Consider the following 18,170-nt stretch of genomic DNA (forward strand, 5'->3'; position numbering starts at 1 on the left):
ATCTGTTCGGAGTCATTTGATTTATAGCTTCCATGTATGAGACTTCCTAGCAAATAAGATTTAATCTGGTGGCCTGATAAAATTCCCGCATGGCCAAAAGTCCAGGTTACGGACTAAAGATTACATTAACACTAAAACATAAAACAATGAAAAAATTATTACTTATTGCCACCTGTTTCATTTCCTGCGCCACTATTTCGGCGCAGGAAAATAAAAACCGAAGCATCCTCGGCGCGACCGATGCTTACGTTATGGAGTTTTTTACAAATCCTGGCCAATTCGGAACACTGCCGCTAGCCGGGCCCTACTACCCCATTCCAAATGTAATAACAAACAACGCATACAATATGTTAGGTGGCGATTTCGACAGCGCAAATAATTTATACACAATCGTTTACATAAATCCAACTTATTATTTAGGTATAGTAGATTTAACTTCTGGCGCAGTAAATTACGCGGCTACAATTTCAGGTGTGGTCAGTGCGCAGCAGTTTTTATCGCAGCTGTCTTATAATGTTACCAACGGTCATTTTTATGCGCTGAGCCATGATCCCAATAATAAGAACGGCTCACAGCTTTACTCGGTTGACATCGCAACGGGCGTTCTGTCTCCGGTCGGACCACTGAATTCCATCGCCAATGCCATCTCATTTGAAATAGACAATAATGGCATGGGTTACGCTGCAGATTCGGTAACGGGAAAACTGTATACCATTGATCTCTCAACCGGAGTGGTCGCGGAAGTGGGCCTTATGGACCAGAACGGTTTTTATCCGGTAGGCCAAAGCTTCACCATTGACCACAGTACAAATACAATGTATGCCGTACTGCAAAACAAAAGCGGAGTCATACGCAGCCATTTTTACACAGTAAATTTAAGCAGCGGTGCACTCACGGACCTTGGTGACGGCAGTTCCCGGAAATACAGTTTGTTTGCTGTATCTCCATTCACACTTAGTCTAAGCGATTCCAAATTGCATCAAATACAAGCATACCCCAATCCCACCAATGGAAATTTCACGGTTGCGCTCGACAAAAAATATCCTGATGTAAGTGTAGAAATATTAAATATAACCGGACAAATCGTTTCATCGCAAAATTACAGAGAATCTAAAAATATCATCTCTGAAATCAAAGGACCTGCGGGCATATATATAATTAAAGTGACGGCAGATCACAAAGAGCTAAAATCCATTAAAATAACTAAGCAGTAGGTGTAATTACGAAAGACGATACTTTTTTTTCATTGCTTTCTTTTTTTTTGATAAGTTTTCCAGACACTGCTCCTACACGTGGCTACAGTGAACCCGCGGCGTTTAAAGCTGCGGTTTCTTCTGGTAAGTCTTTTATACAAAAATTTACAGTTTAACAGCCGGTCCAGTTGTCACACAAAATGTTTATCCTTTTTATAATGTGGCTGTTATCATCTAAATTTTTGTATTTTGGCTAAGGTTTTCAGTTTGGGATTCAAAATGTTATTTTTAAAGTATCCGCGATGACGAAATCGATTCGAATTACAGTCATTATTATCGGTGCGCTGACCATCGGTGCTGCGCTGTACGCCTGTCTGCAAGGCACTCACGACGCTATGACGTACTTTGCTTTATTGATGGGCGCAGCGCTGATCATAACTTCAGTATTAACTGGAAGTTCTACCGATGCCGAGGAATAGTTCCGGTTTTAAATCGCCCTACTTTCCCAAAAAATAATTTTTATATTTGATTATCAATTGACTGGTATGCAAAACTGTCTGGAATGTGGCGAAAAAATCATTGGGCGGAGCGATAAAAAGTTCTGTAATGATGGCTGCCGCAACGCCTTTAACAATAAAAACAACAAAGATTCATCAAACCTGATGCGCAACATTAATAATAAACTGCGCAAAAATCACCGTATACTTTCCGAACAGAAATTTGTGGACGGCAAAGCCAAAACTACCCGAAGCAAACTGACAACAGAGGGAATTGATTTCGAATTCTTCACCAGTTTAAAGATTTACAAAAACGGTGCTGAGTATCGGTTTGTATACGATATTGGGTATAAGTTTCTGGAGGAAGACTGGATATTGCTGGTGCGGAAGGAATAATTATATTTGTGCACATTTATCTGGATGAAAAAAAATTTACTCCTTCTATTTTTCTGTTGTTTCTCAACACTCATTTTTGCTCAAAAATCAGTTTCAAATTCCAACGCATCTTTTTACGAAAACAAAGGTCAGATTGTCGATCAGGCCGGAAAAGAAAACTATGCCGTCAAATATCTGTTTCATTCCAAAGGTTTAAATGTTCAGCTTAAAAGAGACGGATTTTCGTATGATGTTTATGAGCTTAAAAAGACTTTAAAAAAAACTTCAAGGAAGAAAGAAAAAATATTTCCATTAGAAAATAATGAGCGTGCAAAATATGATTTCAAGTTCCAGTTTCATCGGGTAGATATTGATTTTATTGGTGCCAATAATAATCCAATAATAATTGCAGAAGGAAAATCTGGAGATTATGAGAACTTCTATAATGTGCCGAATAAACCTCAGGGAGTAGAGAAAGTTTACCGCTACGAAAAAATAACGTACAAAAATTTATACTCCAATATAGATTTAGTCTTCTTCAAACCAGACGACACCTTGAAACCTGTAGAATATAATTTCATTATAAATCCGGGCGGAAAGATTTCAGACATTCAGTTAAAATTTAAAGGCGCAAAAACCAAATTAAAGGACGGGAAACTGTCTATGAAACTTCGGTTTGGAGAAATGCAGGAAAATATTCCGCATTCCTGGGAAGAAAATGGAGCTGCAAAAAATACGATTGATGTTCAGTTTACCGAGTTAGGAAATGGCATTTTTGGTTTCAAATCTGAGAAAAATATTTCTAATAAAGTTATGGTGATCGATCCGGTTCCGACCCGGATATGGGGAAGTTATTTCGGGGGCAGCGGTGAGGAATTCGGTGAATTGAAAGCGGATAAAGATAACAATATCTATATTTTCGGTTATTCTGCGAGTCCTAATAATATCGCAACAACAGGTGCCTATCAAGACAATATTTCCGGAGGCGCCGACGCATTCATCTCAAAGATCAGTAAAGATGGTCAGCGATTTTGGGGTACTTATTACGGAAAACCTTACTTTGACATAACCGGATCTCTCGACACGGATGCCGACTTAAATATTTATGCGGCGATCATCTCACAAAAACCAAATCCGGCCTATCCCGGAAATCATTATTACTCATACCAGAAATTGGTTCTTTTAAAATTAAATTCCAGTGGTAATTTGGTTGCAATAAATGAATACGGTCAGGAAGTCGGAAATCCTGTCTTCGGTGGATATCAAGATGAAACAAACATCTACGACGTATGGTTTTTTAATGACAAAGTATATATACTTGGTGATACAAGAATTTCAGGATATTCTACACCGGGTAGCTTTCAGGAACAAATAAAGGGTGGTATGGACGGCTTTTTGGCGAGGTTTGACGCAAATAACGCAGGCTTAGATTTCTTTACCTATGTGGGAGGAAACTCGTCTACAACTTTATATCGAATATTTAATGCTGACTCTACGGGCCTTGAAATATCCGGAATGACAAGGATGACCGACTTCCCTATGATTGATGCCTTTAAATCGGTCAATAATCAGGATCCTTCTGTTGGGGGAAATAACGGCTTATATTTGAAATTCTCTGAAAGTGGAAATCTTTTGAAATCAAGTTATTTCGGAGGAGCTGAGAGTTATAATTTTACAGGGGTGAGAAGGTTCGGCAACGAAATCATATTTGGTGGAAGAATGATGAGCAAAAATAAACTTTGTTATTACAAAGTGGATACTGCACTGAACGCCATCACCGATTATAAAGAAATAAGTGTATTCAATAATGATGGCGACTTTTATATTGATGATCAAAAAAATATCTTCGCCGCATCCAGGGTGAGTCCCAATGATTCGTGGGCAAATCAAGTTACCACCGCCGGTGCATATATGCCGGTTATAGGAAAATACATCTCTATTTTAGCCACGAAATATGATCTAAGTTTTAATAAAATTTGGGCAACCTTTTATACGGGGGATGGTGGTACGCAAATAGGAAATTTCATAAAAGATAATGAGGGTTATTTGTATTTATGGGGTTTATCTTCTGGAAATAGAACCGGCATAGCGACACCCGGAACTTTCCAGCAAACTGGTGGGCATCCATCCAACGATATTTTTATCGCCAAATTTGCCGATTGCGCCTCCACTGTAAATGTGACTTACACGCCAACCTGCATTGGGCAAAATCTACAGTTAAATGCTTCGGGTGGAACATCTTACGAATGGTTTGGTCCCAATAATTTTCATTCGCTCCTTCAAAACCCTGTCATCAATAACGCGCAGGCCAGTGATTCCGGCGAATATTTTGTAAGAATTACGGGTGGCCAATCATGCGGCGGAATTTTTACATTAAACATCAATATTGGGAGCCCAACTCTGCCGGTTTTAGATGTTCCCAATCTGCCTGCAATCACCGGCTTCTGCAGCGTTACAGTTACGGTGATCCCAACAGCCACGACCGGCTGCGGAACAAAAATAAATGCCACCACCACAGATCCGCTCCTTTACACTTCACCGGGAACTTACGTCATTCACTGGAATTATGACGATGGAAACGGCCACCAACTTTCTCAAAATCAAACCATTAATGTGCAGGGAAGTCCGCTGCCTACCGCCAGTTCGCCACAAAACTTTTGCCTTATCGATGAGCCAAGACTTTCCGACATTCAAATCACGGGAACCGCAATAAAATGGTATGATCTGGTTGGCGATCCTTTGGATCCAAACCGGCTGCTCGCGGGCAGCTCTAAGTATTATGTGACGCAAACACTCAACGGCTGCGAAAGTGCAAAGCTGGAAATTTTGGTTAATGTTAATGATCCTTTCCCACCAACCGGTGCTTTAAACCAGGATTTCTGTTCGGCCCAAAACCCGACTGTTGCAGATATTGTGGTTTCCGGACAGGGCGTGAAGTGGTACGATCCTTCGGGTCAGCTTCTGCCGCCCGCAACTCCACTTACTCACAGCCAAACCTATTACGGAACGCAGACTGTGAATGGCTGCGAAAGTCTGCAGAAAATTCCTGTGACGGTTTCTGTATCTAATGGCGGCATTCCCGCAAATGATTTCACAACTGCAACCTGTAACGAAACTACCTCAACTACGAAGCAGGAAAACCTTAACAATTACAAAGAAAAGTTAGTCCCGAATTCATCTGTTTACACGTTTGAATTTTTCGATGAATTTAATCAGACGGTTCCCGATCCTGCAAGTGCAGGTTTACATATTGGCAACAATATTTTTCATGTTAAAATCAGCAATCCACTGGGCTGTTTTGTTGAGGTTCAGCTGACTGTAACACTGAATCCAAAACCACTTCTTAATTTGCGGGATAAAGAGGAATTCTGCGACGGCCAAAGCGTACAACTCAATGCCGGCGCGGGTTTTTCATTTTATGAATGGTCCAAAGAAGGTTCGGCAGTTCCTTTTTCTAACCAGCAGATCATAGAAGTAACCGAAGCAGGAAAATATACGGTGAAAGTCCGAAATATTTTTCAGTGCGAAAACGCCGCAATGGTTATTGTAACCAAGTCTGTACTTGCAACCATTCTGCGCGTGGACATCGTAAACACCACAGCGACGGTTGTTCTTTCGGAAAACGGCGATTTCATTTATATCATGGACAATCAAAGTCCGCAGATTTCCAATGTTTTCAGCGGCCTGAAGAATGGCAACCATACAGTTTCAGTAAAAACTCCGGGCGGCTGCATCATCGGTAAGATGGATTTTACACTGTTCAATGTTCCCAACAGTTTTACGCCCAACGCTGATGGCATTAACGATACCTGGAAGATCAGCGGTTTGGAAAACTATCCCAATTCGGAAGTTCTGATTTACGACCGACACGGAAAAAACGTTTTATCGAAGATCACAGGCGGCGCTTTCGAGTGGGACGGCAGATATGAATCCCGGGCGCTGCCCACTGGAAATTACTGGTACGTCATCATTGTTTCAGACGGTCGCACACTTAAAGGCTGGCTGCTCATTAAAAACAGAAACTAAATTTAATTGAGTAGTTATTAAAACATATAAAATATCAATTATTAAAGAGCAGACTATTTGAAAACACGGGGATAATCATTACTTTTGCCCCGTCTTACGGGATGTAGCGCAGCTTGGTAGCGTACTTGCATGGGGTGCAAGGGGTCGCTGGTTCGAATCCAGTCATCCCGACAAAAAAAGAGCAGATTTTACGTCTGCTCTTTTTTTCTAATGTTTTATTGCGGATCTTTTTCTTCTTCCAGCAGGCGGATCTTGTCTTCCAGAATTTCTATTTTTTTATCACGGTATAAACCGCCGATTGCTTTTTTAAAGTTTTTCTTGCTCATCTGCAGTTCCTCCTTTATTTCTTCGGGCGTGGATTTATCTGAAAGGTAAAGCAAACCATAGTTCTGCTGTAGCCGGTCCAGTATAATTTTCTGGAATTCATCGATATTTTCATAACCTTCTGGCTGCAGAGAAACATCGATTTTACCGTCTTCGCGGATGGTTTTTATAAAGCCGATTTCTTCCGACAGTGGAAAAAGCTTTTTGTAAACATCGGAAGCGTAAATAAGTCCGATATATTTTTGGTTAATGATCACATTCCAGCCCAGTTCACCTTCACCCATTAAAAGCAGGCGCACTTTCTCGCCTTTTGCGAAAGGCAGATCTTCATAGTGTGGATTTCTCTTGAATCGCGTGGTACCGGTAATCAGGCCTAAAGTTTCATCCACATACACATATACTATATATTTCCTGCCTTCTACAATCTTTGCTTTTTGCTGTTTGTAGGGCACAAAAAGATCTTTGATAATTCCCCAGTCCATGAAAGCACCACTTGGCAAACTTTCCACACAGGTCATTACCGCATATTCTCCAATTTCGGCGTACGGTTTTTCGGTTGTAGCTTTCAGCCTGTCATCGTCCTGATAAACAAAAACCTCCATTTCACCACCGACCTCCGCATCTTCGGAGGCAAAAACTTTGGGCAGAAAACAGCGTTCGCCGTTTTCATCTTCCAGGAACAAACCTGAATAATTTTTTTCTGCGATCTTGAGGAGTTGCGTGGTACCGGGATTCATTGTATAAAATGAGGTTGATGATTGATAATTAATGCTTACAGCGCACAAAGATAAGAATTCTAAGGGAACGGATTTTGCTGAAATAGAGCTATGCCGTCGACCGTTATTAAAAAATATTCCTATGAACCTGAACGCGAAATTTTGCGGATCATTTATCAGTCGGGCGCGGTTTATGACTATTACAACGTTCCGCTGGAAGTTTTCGAAGCCTTCCGGACTGCTTTTTCAAAAGGCGTTTTTCTGAATCAAAAAATAAAACCCTTTTACAGTTTTGAAAAGAAGAGTTTGTAGGATTTTCTATTATTAAAAAATTCTATTGAATTCGTCTGCTCAGTTTTATCGGGAAGAATAAATTTCTATTATCCTGGAGCTGGCAATTTATCTTTGCAAAGCACTGAATCCGGCGAGAAATCATTAACAAAAAAAAGAGAAGCCAAAACCCCTCTGCCAATCAATTTAAACGTCTGACATTTCTGCCTTTTGCTTTATTTTTACGTCCCCACCAAACCAGAAATCCCGTAACAGGAAGTGAAGCGGCAAGCAGACTGACAATAAAAGCCAAAATTTTACCCCAAATTCCCAAAATGGCACCAACATGTATGTCATAGTTTGCGGCCACATATTTTTCGCCGAAATTCTTGGAACTGTGTGGTCTGTTTTGAAGCAGCACACCCGAATTTTCATCAAAAACAAGCTGATGGTTGATGTGATAAGAATAATCCAACTGCTTTACAAAGACCTCGTAATTGGGATGCTCGTGATCGTCGATATGCTCATGGCCAAAATCCAGGCTGTAAGCGGAAGCTGTGGGATAAAGTGCTTCGACTTTTGCCGCAATTTTATCTAACGTCGCGGCATTTCTCGCCTCAACCGGTGCGGTGGTTTTAATGTGGGAATAATCGGGATAGGTCGTTTTACCGCCTGAAAATAAGACATACATGATCGCCTGAACAAAAAAGAAAGAATAAAACAAACCAGAAATCACAAAGACCAACACCAAAAATGAAGAGTAAAAACCCACGATGCTGTGCAGGTCATAATTCCTGCGGCGCCAGGTTTTAATATTTTTCCACTGAAACCAAAACCGCTGCTTCCGCGCTTTTTTATTTTTGGGCCACCATAAAATGATGCCCGAAATCAGCATAAATAAAAAAATGATAACCGGAATTCCGACAACATATTTTCCCCAGGCGGCTTTCAGCAAAAAACTCCAGTGAATAAATTTTACAATGTTAAAGAAGCCATATTTTTCGTCCTGCACAGAAAGAACTTTGCCGGTGAATGGATTTACGTAAGCGGTTTTGTAAATCACGAGTTCATCAAAATAATTCCAGGCCCGCGGATCACTTTCGTAATAGTTAAATTTATAAGATCTTGATTTGTCCAGCGGAATGTCCACCCAGTGCAGAGGGAATTTTTCACGCATTTGCTCATCGACCTTTTTTTCTAAAACCTTCAGTGGCAGTGTTTTTTTGTTTACGATATTTTTTTCGGAATGATGTATAAAATCTTTGCGCAGCGCATTCTGCACCTCATCTTTAAAAACATACAAAGCACCCGTAATGCTTACGACAAAAATAATAAGACCGATGGCAAGACCAAACCACAAATGCAGCTTTGCAACCCATTTTTTAAATGGTGATATTTTTCGGATATGATGATTTTTTTTTCTCAAACTAAATTGATTTAAAGAAGTCAGCGGACCAGAATCCGCTAACTCCGATGAAAAATTAAATGATATCTAAACTTAAAAGCTGAATCCCAGGGAAAGCGATAAAGTCCGCAGTTTCTGGGGTGTAACAGTGCTCCAACCGGAAAAATATTTTTTGTTGGTCAGGTTATCCAGTTTCAGTGCGATGCTGTAGCGCTCGGGAAAATAACCGATCATTGCATTCATCACTGTATATTGTGGTAAGATGAAAGTTCCGTATCCATGACGGTTCAGTGTTTTATGTTCGCCGGCATAATTCAATCCGAAGCCGGCCGCCAGATTTTGCAGAATTCCGTGTGGGATCTTATAATTTGCCCAGAAATTAACAAGTGTTTCAGGTCCTGCCTCCTCAGGTCGCAATCCGACGTAAGTGGGGTCTCCTTCCGTGGTCTCACTTTTATTTTGGCTGTACCCGGCAATGATGTTTAAACCCTCGACCGGATTTCCGACCGCACTGAATTCAAAACCCTTGCTGTATACTTTGCCGCCCTGCACAGACAGGTTTTGATTGGCGGGATCGGGCATTATTTTGTTGGAAACCCGTATGTCATAATAGCTTGCGGTTAATGAAAGTTTCCCTGCGATCAAATTGGCTTTTGCGCCCACTTCCCACTGGTTGGCACGTTCCGGATCGAAATAACTGATGATCTTTTCATTGGTATTTTGATCTACTGCGACGGAGGGATCTACATACTGAAAGCCATTCATATAATTAGCGAATATTGAAAGCTTGTTTAAGACCGGCTGATACACCAAACCGAATTTTGGCGAGAAGTACGTTTCGTTTTTAATCTCTTCAGTCGACCATTGCGTAGGCTTTCCGCTGAAGTTATCAACCCGTAAACTTACCATTGCCGAAAGTTCCGGCAATAAATTTAAGACATTTGAAAAGTAGGCACTTTTAATATTTGATTCTGTGGTGGCCGGTGTTACTTTCGCATCCAAAAGCTGATGATCTGCAGCCTGTGTCGTCAAAGCCGTATTTTCGTAGTTGCCGGTTGCGGGATTCAGCATTACGTCGGTTTGATTGACAAGTGAAACCGTACCGAAACCGCGCCACTCCGAATCATTATTAATAACTTGAGTATTAAGGTAATCGAGTCCAACTACCAGGCGGTTCCGCATATTTCCCAGGTTAAAATCACCGATAAAATTCTGCTGTATGCCCGTGGCCAGCGTTTCGCTGTTGCTTTTAGATAAATATCTTGTAAAAGTATCACCATTGCTGTCATCATAAAGATATTGGTAGTAACCCATCGCCTTGCTCGAACTGCTGGAGAACTGCGTCTGCGAAGTCCACTGGTCCGAGAGTTTATAAATCATCTGCGACTGCATACTAAAACTTGGGTTGGAAGTCGTAAGGTTATTACTCGTGTAGGATTTTTTATAACTTTTTTCGAAAAGATCAATGCCGGAAAATGAAAGCGGTGCATAACGGCTCAGGAAAATCATAGGTGCATTGGCTGTTTCGTTATTTTTAAATTCCGTATTCACCAAAAAAGTAAGTTTTTCGGAAGCCACATATTTTAAAGAAGGCGCCAGAAAGTAAGATTTATTAAAACCCGCATCCTGAAAAGAATTCTCAGAATGAACTGCGCCGTTCAGTCTGGCGTAAAGTCCTTTTGCCACTGGAGCGTTCACATCCAGCGTGACGCGGTTGAGCGCGTGGGTACCTGTGATATAGTTGATCTCGCCACCAAATGTTTCGTACGGTTTTTTCGTCTGAATATTGACAAGTCCGCCGTATGAAACCAAAGTTCCGCCGTAGAGGGTGCCCGCGGGACCTTTTATCACATCAATATTTTCAATATTTGCCGGATCCAAACCACCGTTATTAAAGCTGGCCATTCCGTTTACCAGTCTCGACTGTGTGGAAAATCCGCGCATTGTGTAGTACTCTGCGCCATCGCCGCCGCGTGAAGTACTTTCCCATAACCTCGTGATGCCGGTCGCGTTTGTAAGTACATTTTTAAAATTAGTAGAAACCTGATCTTTCAAAATGATTTTAGGGATACTGTTATAAACTTGGGGATTTTCAATGTCCTTTAAATTAAGTTTTGAAACTGCGAATGCATTCTCGTTTTTGTACTTTTTTGTCTGATTGATAATGACTTCTGTGATGTTCTGAACTTTGGTGGTGTCAGTTTTTTGCGCAAACACTGTGGTAGCGGTCATTACAAGCGCGATGGGAGCAAGGGTTTTTTTCATAAGTTATTTAGAATAGTTTTAAATAGACAGCAAATATAAAAATAATTCTCGCTTATATTTATTAATTCTAAATAAAGTTTATGATTTGAATCATAAAAAAAGAGAAATAAATATTTCTCTTTTTAATTTTCAAAATTTCCTGTTTGCGATAAATCTAGAGATTATGCATATAAAACTATTTGTTCGACCACGAAAAATATTGCACCGATCACACAGTTTTCTATCTCTTATTTCGTGTTCTGGTGGGTTTGAAAAACAGTCTGCTGCAAAGATCAGAAATGAATCGCCCTCTTTCCGGTCGCATCTAACGCCGCTTCTTTCATGGCTTCAGCATATGTCGGGTGTGCGTGAGACATTCTCGAAATATCTTCAGCACTCGCTCTATATTCCATTGCAACAACCGCTTCTGCAATTAAATCTGCGGCTCTCGCTCCGATCATGTGAACACCAAGAATTTCGTCGGTTTTTTCGTCAGCAATTACTTTGATGAAACCATCAACATCACCAGAAGCACGGCTTCTTCCCAAAGCACGCATCGGGAAATTACCCACTTTTATGGCAACTCCTTCCGCTTTCAATTGCTCTTCAGTTTTACCGACAGCAGCAACTTCCGGCCAGGTATAAACTACGCCGGGAATCAAATTATAATTGATATGAGGTTTTTGTCCGGCGATCAATTCAGCCACCAAAGTTCCTTCTTCAGACGCTTTGTGAGCCAACATTGCACCTGCGACCACATCACCGATTGCGTAAATATTCGAAACATTGGTTTGTAAATGTTCGTTTGTTTTCACTCTTCCTCTTTCATCCAGATCAACGCCTGCATTCTCAACAGCAAGTCCGTCTGTGTAAGGTTTTCTACCTACAGCAACCAAAACATAATCACCTTCGAAAACCACTTCTTCGCCTTTTTTATCTTTCGCAGTAACTTTTACAGAATCGCCGTTTCTTTCAACAGACTGAACTCCCGTAGAAAGGTTAAATTTTATTCCCTGTTTACGCAGAACTTTGTTCAATTCTTTCGATAAAGCACCGTCCATGGTTGGAATTATTTTATCCATAAATTCTACCACCGTTACTTCAGAACCTAGCCTTTTGTAAACTGAACCTAATTCCAGCCCTATTACTCCACCACCAATAACGATCAGGTGTTTCGGGATTTCTTTTAATTCTAAAGCTTCCGTAGAAGTGATAATTCTTTCTTTATCCAGCTTAATAAAAGGAAGCGTACTCGGTTTGGAACCTGTCGCAATGATGGTATATTTTGACTCAATTGTTTCCGCAGTACCGTCGTTTTTGGTCACTTTGATCTTGGTTGAAGATTCAAAACTCCCGACACCTTCGAAAACAGTGACTTTATTTTTATCCATCAGGAACTGAATTCCTTTTGTTGTTTGTTCTACCACTTCATTTTTGCGTGCGATCATTCTTGCTAAATCTGCCTTTGGCTCATTGATGATGATGCCATGATCTGCAAAATTGTGTGCGGCGTTGTGAAAATGCTCCGAACTGTCCAAAAGTGCTTTACTGGGAATACAACCCACGTTCAGGCAAGTTCCGCCCATTGTAGGATATTTCTCGATAATAGCTGTTTTAAAACCCAGTTGCGCACATCTGATCGCGGCAACATATCCACCGGGACCGGAACCGATGACGGTCACATCGAATTGACTCATATTTTAATATTTATGATTAGTTTGAAAGTAGCGCAAATTTACGGATTATTTCGGGTTTGGCAGGATGGAAACGGAGGGATTTTCCGGCAATGTCATTGCGAGGAATGAGGAACGAAGGACGTGGCAATCTCAGGATTAATTTGCAAATAATTCTGAGGAGCCGGGAACCTGCTTGGGGTTTATCCTGAGCTTGTCGAAGGGATATATCTTTTTTGCTCGAAAAGTTATTTATAAAAAGAAGTTATTCGGAAGCAAAAAAGGAAGCCGCTGCAAGCAGGGCTAGTCATATTTAGGTTTTAAAAGATAAATTCTGAATAGATTGAGCGTTAGTATTAAGATTAGTGTTGGAAAATAATTCTGTAAAAAGATATCGCTCCTACGGAGCGCCAATTTGAATCATTAATTTTATTCTCTACACAGATAGCGTTCCTACGGAACGCGCCATTCTTATTAACTAATCCTCGGGAGGAATCTCAGCGGTAAGATTATACGGAATAGTAAAAAGATGGCGTTCCTAGGGAACGCAGCATTTGTATTAATAATTTTTTCTACACAGATATCGCTCCTACGGAGCGCCAATTTGAATCATTAATTTTGTTTTCTACACAGATAGCGTTCCTACGGAGCGCGCCATTCTTATTAATTAATCCTACACATATATCGCTCCTCCGGAGCGAAATTAAGCTCACCCTACAGAACCTACTAATCTCTGTTTCCCACGGATTGTCATTCCGAATGAATCTCAGCTTTAAGATTCATTCAGAATGACAACGTTATAATTGAGTATTTACATCAAAGTCCATTTCCTAAAACATGGAGTATTTCAAAGGATGAGGAAAAGAAAAAAGGCTGCTTCCAAAATTGAAACAGCCCTTAAATATTTAAAAAGTAACTCTACCCACACTTACTATTCCCGCAATTCTTACAGGTCAAACAACCTTCCTGATAAACCACTTGATCAGAACCACAACTCGAACATTTTCCAGCTGCTTCGGTTCCATCGGCGATGTAGCGTTTTAAAGCACGTGCAACTCCGGCTTTCCAGTTGTTGATGGATTCAGAATCGAGTTCTAAGCGGTTAATTAATTCCACTGCATTTTCAATCGGCATTCCGTGTCTTAAAGTTCCGGAAATGAGTTTTGCATAATTCCAGAATTCGGGTTTGAACTTGTGCGAAAGACCTTCAATCGTCGTTTTATAACCACGCTGATTTTTAAACTGGAAATCATAGCGCGATTTTCCATTCTCGTCGCGATTCTTGATGATCACGCCATCATTTACCCAGCGTGGAACTGAAATTCCTTCTTCATCATCCGCCAATCCCGTAAAAATCTCGTAAGGTTTACCTTCAATCAAGCCAACAAAAGCAATCCATTTTTCTTTATTATTTTGAAAACGAACGACATCGGCTTCCAGGATTTGAGGTCTTTTCGTTGGGAAAGCTGAAGCGATCATTTCTGCTTTTTCCTCTTTTTTATCGTCTGCGGAAATTAAAACTCCGGACCGTGAACCGTCGCGATAAACCGTCACGCCCTTGCAACCAACTTCCCACGCTTTGATGTAGAGTTGATTTACCAATTCTTCCGTCGCATCATTCGGAACATTGATCGTCACCGAAATCGAATGATCTACCCATTTCTGAATAGAACCCTGCATTTCTACTTTGCTCAACCAATCCACATCATTGGAAGTTGCTTTGTAATACGGCGATTGTTCAATCAATTTATTCAATTCCTCTTGCGAATAATTTTTGTCGGTGTCGATTCCATTAACTTCCATCCATTCTTTAAAACGGTGGTGGAAAACCAAATATTCTTCCCAGGAATCGCCTACTTCATCTACAAAATCCACGCGAACATCCTGATCATTAGGATTTACTTTCCTGCGTCTTTTATAAACAGGCATGAATACAGGTTCAATTCCAGACGAAGTTTGCGACATTAAAGACGTACTTCCAGTTGGCGCAATTGTCAATAATGCAATGTTTCTTCTTCCGTATTTTTTCAGATCTTCGAACAATTCCGGATCGGCGTCTTTCATTCTTAAAATGAACGGATTTTTCGCTTCTCTTTTCGCATCATAAATTGCAAATGCGCCTCGTTCTTTCGCCATTTCTACTGATGAACGATATGCCGCCAAAGCCAAAGTTTTATGAACCAAAGTCGAAAATTCATTTCCTTCTTTACTTCCATACTGAATTCCTAAAGCAGCCAACATATCGCCTTCCGCTGTAATTCCAACTCCGGTTCTTCTGCCTTCAATTGTTTTGTGACGGATTTTTAACCAAAGATTTTTCTCGGTTGCTTTAATTTCATTTCCTTCCGGATCAGATTCGATCTTCGTAAGGATCGCATCGATTTTTTCAATTTCCAGATCGATGATATCATCCATCATTCTTTGGGCGTAACCAACATGCTCTTTGAATAATTCAAAATTAAATTTCGCTTTTTTCGTAAACGGATTGTCAACATAAGAGAAAAGATTCACCGCCAACAATCGGCAAGAATCATACGGACACAAAGGAATCTCACCACACGGATTCGTGGAAACTGTTTCATAACCGAGATCAGCGTAACAATCCGGCAAAGATTCCTTAATAATGGTATCCCAGAAAAGAATTCCAGGTTCCGCAGATTTCCAGGCGTTATGAATAATTTTATCCCAGAGATCAGTCGCTTTTATTTCCTTCTGAAATTTAGGATTTGCACTATGAATAGGATATTTCTGAATATAATTTTCTTTATTGACAACGGCTTTCATAAACTCGTCATCTATTCTTACCGAAATATTGGCACCCGTAATTTTTCCCTGCTCTAATTTTGCATCTACAAAATCTTCAGAATCCGGATGATTTACAGAAACAGAAAGCATCAACGCTCCTCTTCGTCCATCTTGCGCAACTTCCCGCGTAGAATTCGAATATCTTTCCATAAACGGAACCAAACCGGTTGAAGTCAACGCAGAATTCTTTACTGCAGAACCTTTCGGACGAATGTTTGACAAGTCGTGACCTACTCCACCACGGCGTTTCATTAACTGAACTTGCTCTTCATCAATCTTCATAATACTTCCGTATGAATCACTTTGAGTTCCACTTCCGATTACAAAACAATTGGAAAGCGAAGCGATCTGAAAATTATTCCCAATTCCAGTCATCGGACTTCCTTGCGGAATAATATATTTGAATTGTTTAATAAGATCAAAAACCTTTTCTTCGGAAAGAGCGTTTGGATATTTAGCTTCAACTCTGGCAATTTCGGACGCAATTCTATGATGCATATCATCAGGATTTTGTTCGTAAATGTTTCCATCCGAATCTTTTAAGGCATATTTACTCACCCAAACTTTGGCGGCCAAATCATCACCTTCGAAATATTGTAAAGAAGACTGAATTGCTTCATCGTAAGTATAGGTTTCTGTTTTTTTTGCTAAGAGCATTGCTTCCATAATTATTTTTTTTGACGAAATAAATATACAGAAGTATCTTTTAATAAAAAATTGTTTGCAAAAAATTTATACTAAAGTACTGATTAGTAATACAATAATTATTTTAAAAACAATAAAAGTTTACAAAAAATAAATTTTTATTATGATCTAAATCACAGTTTCTTTAAAAATATTTTCGTACTTATCCAAAATAAAATTTATTGAAAACCGAGAAGAAATAGAATTTTTAATCGCTTCAGAATCATGAATTGTTTTAAGAATATCTAATATTTTATCAGAGAATTCTTGATGATTTTCAATATTTGAAATCTCACCATTAATTCCAGGTTGAATAATTTCAGTAATTCCACCCGGACAATTATTCGCTAAAGAATAAATTCCGCACGCGCCGGCTTCTAATAAAACATTCGGGAAACCTTCATACCGCGAAGAAAGTATAAACAGATCTGCGAACTTTAAAAACTCATAAGGATTTTTTTGCTGTCCATGAAGGATGACATTTTCTAAACCTAAATCATTTTTCATCTGATGAAGCAATTCTTTATCCCGTCCATCTCCTAAAATATGAAGTAGAATTTTTTCATTTTTTAAATGAGAAAAAACTTTCAACAAATTATCGAAACCCTTTCTGGAAGATAGATTTCCAATCGCTACAACATTTTTAAAATCATCTTTAAAGCATTCCGGCTTTTCTGAAATCGCAAGCTTTTCATTAATAAAAGCAAAATCGACGGGATTATTAATCTTAACCAGTTTCTCTTTTTTAACTTTAAAATTCTCCAACAGATCATTTTCCATATCGTCGCTCTGACAAATAATCTTGTCATAGTTATTATAGAACTTATAAAAAAATCGGATTTCCTTTCTGGTAACGTGCTTTGAAACAACATTTGTTTCTCTGGCAATGAATTTTATCTTCGGAAAAAACTTAATAAATAAAGCCAAATATGCATTGACTTCACCAAAACCACTGAAAACGATATCTGGTTTTCTTTTGCGAATTTCCTTTAAAATAGGTTTTAAAGAATGACGAATTCGGGGCGATTTTAGATCGATAACGTCCACATCATCTTTTAGAAATTCCAGAAAGCCACCTTCTTTTCTTAACAAAAGAATTTTTGGTTCAAATTTTTCTCGTGGCAAATGATTCGCAATCGTGGTGACAATCCGTTCTGCACCGCCGGTTTCCAAATCGGGAAGCAAAAATAGAATAGAGATTTTTTCCATGTATTTTAAAAAAGCTTAACAAGGTTTGAAGCCTCGAAGTTGCCAATCGCTAATTTACATTAATTCCGGAAAGTCCTGGGAATGGTTATTTAGAATGTGATTCACTAAAAATCGATTGTCTTTTTGGTCAAAGAAAATATACCATGACGTTTGATGGTTGGCTTTGTAGCGAAGAAATTTCTTACCGTATTTTTTGAAGTTTTGGGAGGAATTTTTGGTGATAGGATATTCTATATTACCTTCGATGAAATCGTAGATTTTATCAATATAAACATCGACATCTTCTACAAAACTAAAATATTTTTGTTGATAAAGAACCTGTGCAAGCCCATCTAATTCATCAACGAATAGCGGTGAATAATTTATTTCCCCCACCATTCGCTGACTCTTTTTTTAGATTCTTTCCTTGCAGTTTCAGAATTCAAACCTTTCACAAACCTTTGTTCAAAATCATCTTTTATGGCGTAATCCGCTGAAAGATCGGCAACCACAGAAGATTCCTCTTCTGCAAGTGACTCGATATGTGCCGCAATATTCTCCATAAGTTCGTCGGAGGTCATTCCTGCTGCAAATTGTTCGTCAAAGTCATTTTCTAATGGTTTTTCAGAATTGATATCCGAAATTAAGTCTGACGAATTATTACCGTTCTTGATGTCCATCAACCTCTCAAGCAGCCCGGAATCAAAAGAATTTTCGATCCAGTCAATGAGCTCATTTTTCATATCGATCATTTCCTTTTCCATAATTCC

At 39.5% G+C, this 18,170-nt stretch carries 13 protein-coding genes and 1 tRNA gene; 6 read left to right on the forward strand and 8 right to left on the reverse strand.

Features of this window, described 5'->3' with window-relative positions:
• The first annotated feature begins 146 nt into the window (after positions 1 to 146).
• From H562_RS0104405 to H562_RS0104425, 5 genes are all read left to right on the forward strand, one after another.
• Positions 147 to 1,214, forward strand: a complete 1,068-nt coding sequence (locus H562_RS0104405) for a T9SS type A sorting domain-containing protein (protein ID WP_169463257.1) — start codon at positions 147 to 149, stop codon at positions 1,212 to 1,214.
• A 281-nt stretch (positions 1,215 to 1,495) separates the two neighbouring features.
• Entirely contained in the window at positions 1,496 to 1,672 is a 177-nt protein-coding gene (locus H562_RS15610) for a hypothetical protein (RefSeq protein WP_156831959.1), read from the forward strand.
• A 66-nt stretch (positions 1,673 to 1,738) separates the two neighbouring features.
• Positions 1,739 to 2,086 carry a hypothetical protein gene (locus tag H562_RS0104415; protein WP_027376399.1) on the forward strand — a complete coding sequence of 116 codons (348 nt, stop codon included), beginning with the start codon at positions 1,739 to 1,741 and terminating at the stop codon, positions 2,084 to 2,086.
• A 24-nt stretch (positions 2,087 to 2,110) separates the two neighbouring features.
• Positions 2,111 to 6,091 carry a T9SS type B sorting domain-containing protein gene (locus tag H562_RS0104420; RefSeq protein WP_027376400.1) on the forward strand — a complete coding sequence of 1,327 codons (3,981 nt, stop codon included), beginning with the start codon at positions 2,111 to 2,113 and terminating at the stop codon, positions 6,089 to 6,091.
• Positions 6,092 to 6,188: 97 nt separating this feature from the next.
• Positions 6,189 to 6,262 (forward strand) — tRNA-Pro (locus H562_RS0104425).
• A gap of 44 nt (positions 6,263 to 6,306) precedes the next feature.
• On the opposite strand, the gene H562_RS0104430 is transcribed toward H562_RS0104425, so the two are convergent.
• Positions 6,307 to 7,152 (reverse strand): CvfB family protein, encoded by an 846-nt coding sequence (locus H562_RS0104430; RefSeq protein WP_027376401.1) that lies wholly within the window; start codon positions 7,150 to 7,152, stop codon positions 6,307 to 6,309.
• Between the two features lie 90 nt (positions 7,153 to 7,242).
• Here H562_RS0104430 and H562_RS0104435 point away from each other — a divergent pair, with 90 nt between their 5' ends.
• Positions 7,243 to 7,443 (forward strand): KTSC domain-containing protein, encoded by a 201-nt coding sequence (locus H562_RS0104435; protein ID WP_027376402.1) that lies wholly within the window; start codon positions 7,243 to 7,245, stop codon positions 7,441 to 7,443.
• A gap of 160 nt (positions 7,444 to 7,603) precedes the next feature.
• Here the strand turns inward: H562_RS0104435 and H562_RS0104440 are convergent, their stop codons facing one another.
• From H562_RS0104440 to H562_RS0104470, 7 genes are all read right to left on the reverse strand, one after another.
• Positions 7,604 to 8,827, reverse strand: coding sequence for a PepSY-associated TM helix domain-containing protein (locus H562_RS0104440; protein ID WP_027376403.1), 1,224 nt, complete (start codon positions 8,825 to 8,827; stop codon positions 7,604 to 7,606).
• Between the two features lie 72 nt (positions 8,828 to 8,899).
• Positions 8,900 to 11,071, reverse strand: a complete 2,172-nt coding sequence (locus H562_RS0104445; RefSeq protein ID WP_051190392.1) for a TonB-dependent siderophore receptor — start codon at positions 11,069 to 11,071, stop codon at positions 8,900 to 8,902.
• 272 nt (positions 11,072 to 11,343) lie between these two features.
• A complete protein-coding gene (lpdA, locus tag H562_RS0104450; protein ID WP_027376405.1) occupies positions 11,344 to 12,747 on the reverse strand; it encodes a dihydrolipoyl dehydrogenase in 1,404 nt (467 codons plus the stop codon).
• 894 nt (positions 12,748 to 13,641) lie between these two features.
• Entirely contained in the window at positions 13,642 to 16,185 is a 2,544-nt protein-coding gene (locus H562_RS0104455; RefSeq protein WP_394330166.1) for an adenosylcobalamin-dependent ribonucleoside-diphosphate reductase, read from the reverse strand.
• Positions 16,186 to 16,341: 156 nt separating this feature from the next.
• Positions 16,342 to 17,421, reverse strand: coding sequence for a glycosyltransferase (locus tag H562_RS0104460; RefSeq protein ID WP_027376407.1), 1,080 nt, complete (start codon positions 17,419 to 17,421; stop codon positions 16,342 to 16,344).
• A gap of 54 nt (positions 17,422 to 17,475) precedes the next feature.
• Positions 17,476 to 17,799, reverse strand: coding sequence for a hypothetical protein (locus H562_RS0104465; protein ID WP_027376408.1), 324 nt, complete (start codon positions 17,797 to 17,799; stop codon positions 17,476 to 17,478).
• Positions 17,784 to 18,164, reverse strand: a complete 381-nt coding sequence (locus H562_RS0104470) for a hypothetical protein (protein WP_027376409.1) — start codon at positions 18,162 to 18,164, stop codon at positions 17,784 to 17,786. The genes H562_RS0104465 and H562_RS0104470 overlap by 16 nt, the downstream gene beginning before the upstream one ends.
• Positions 18,165 to 18,170: the final 6 nt, after the last annotated feature.

This window comes from Kaistella palustris DSM 21579 (assembly GCF_000422265.1).
GTDB classification, from domain to species: Bacteria; Bacteroidota; Bacteroidia; order Flavobacteriales; family Weeksellaceae; genus Kaistella; species Kaistella palustris.

Bases quoted from the DNA above. Each gene is read 5' to 3' on its own strand.
- H562_RS0104405 (WP_169463257.1), top strand. From the start codon at position 147: ATGAAAAAATTATTACTTATTGCCACCTGTTTCATTTCCTGCGCCACT.
- H562_RS15610 (WP_156831959.1), top strand. From the start codon at position 1,496: ATGACGAAATCGATTCGAATTACAGTCATTATTATCGGTGCGCTGACC.
- H562_RS0104415 (WP_027376399.1), top strand. From the start codon at position 1,739: ATGCAAAACTGTCTGGAATGTGGCGAAAAAATCATTGGGCGGAGCGAT.
- H562_RS0104420 (WP_027376400.1), top strand. From the start codon at position 2,111: ATGAAAAAAAATTTACTCCTTCTATTTTTCTGTTGTTTCTCAACACTC.
- H562_RS0104430 (WP_027376401.1), bottom strand. From the start codon at position 7,152: ATGAATCCCGGTACCACGCAACTCCTCAAGATCGCAGAAAAAAATTAT.
- H562_RS0104435 (WP_027376402.1), top strand. From the start codon at position 7,243: ATGCCGTCGACCGTTATTAAAAAATATTCCTATGAACCTGAACGCGAA.
- H562_RS0104445 (WP_051190392.1), bottom strand. From the start codon at position 11,071: ATGAAAAAAACCCTTGCTCCCATCGCGCTTGTAATGACCGCTACCACA.
- lpdA (WP_027376405.1), bottom strand. From the start codon at position 12,747: ATGAGTCAATTCGATGTGACCGTCATCGGTTCCGGTCCCGGTGGATAT.
- H562_RS0104455 (WP_394330166.1), bottom strand. From the start codon at position 16,185: ATGCTCTTAGCAAAAAAAACAGAAACCTATACTTACGATGAAGCAATT.
- H562_RS0104460 (WP_027376407.1), bottom strand. From the start codon at position 17,421: ATGGAAAAAATCTCTATTCTATTTTTGCTTCCCGATTTGGAAACCGGC.
- H562_RS0104465 (WP_027376408.1), bottom strand. From the start codon at position 17,799: ATGGTGGGGGAAATAAATTATTCACCGCTATTCGTTGATGAATTAGAT.
- H562_RS0104470 (WP_027376409.1), bottom strand. From the start codon at position 18,164: ATGGAAAAGGAAATGATCGATATGAAAAATGAGCTCATTGACTGGATC.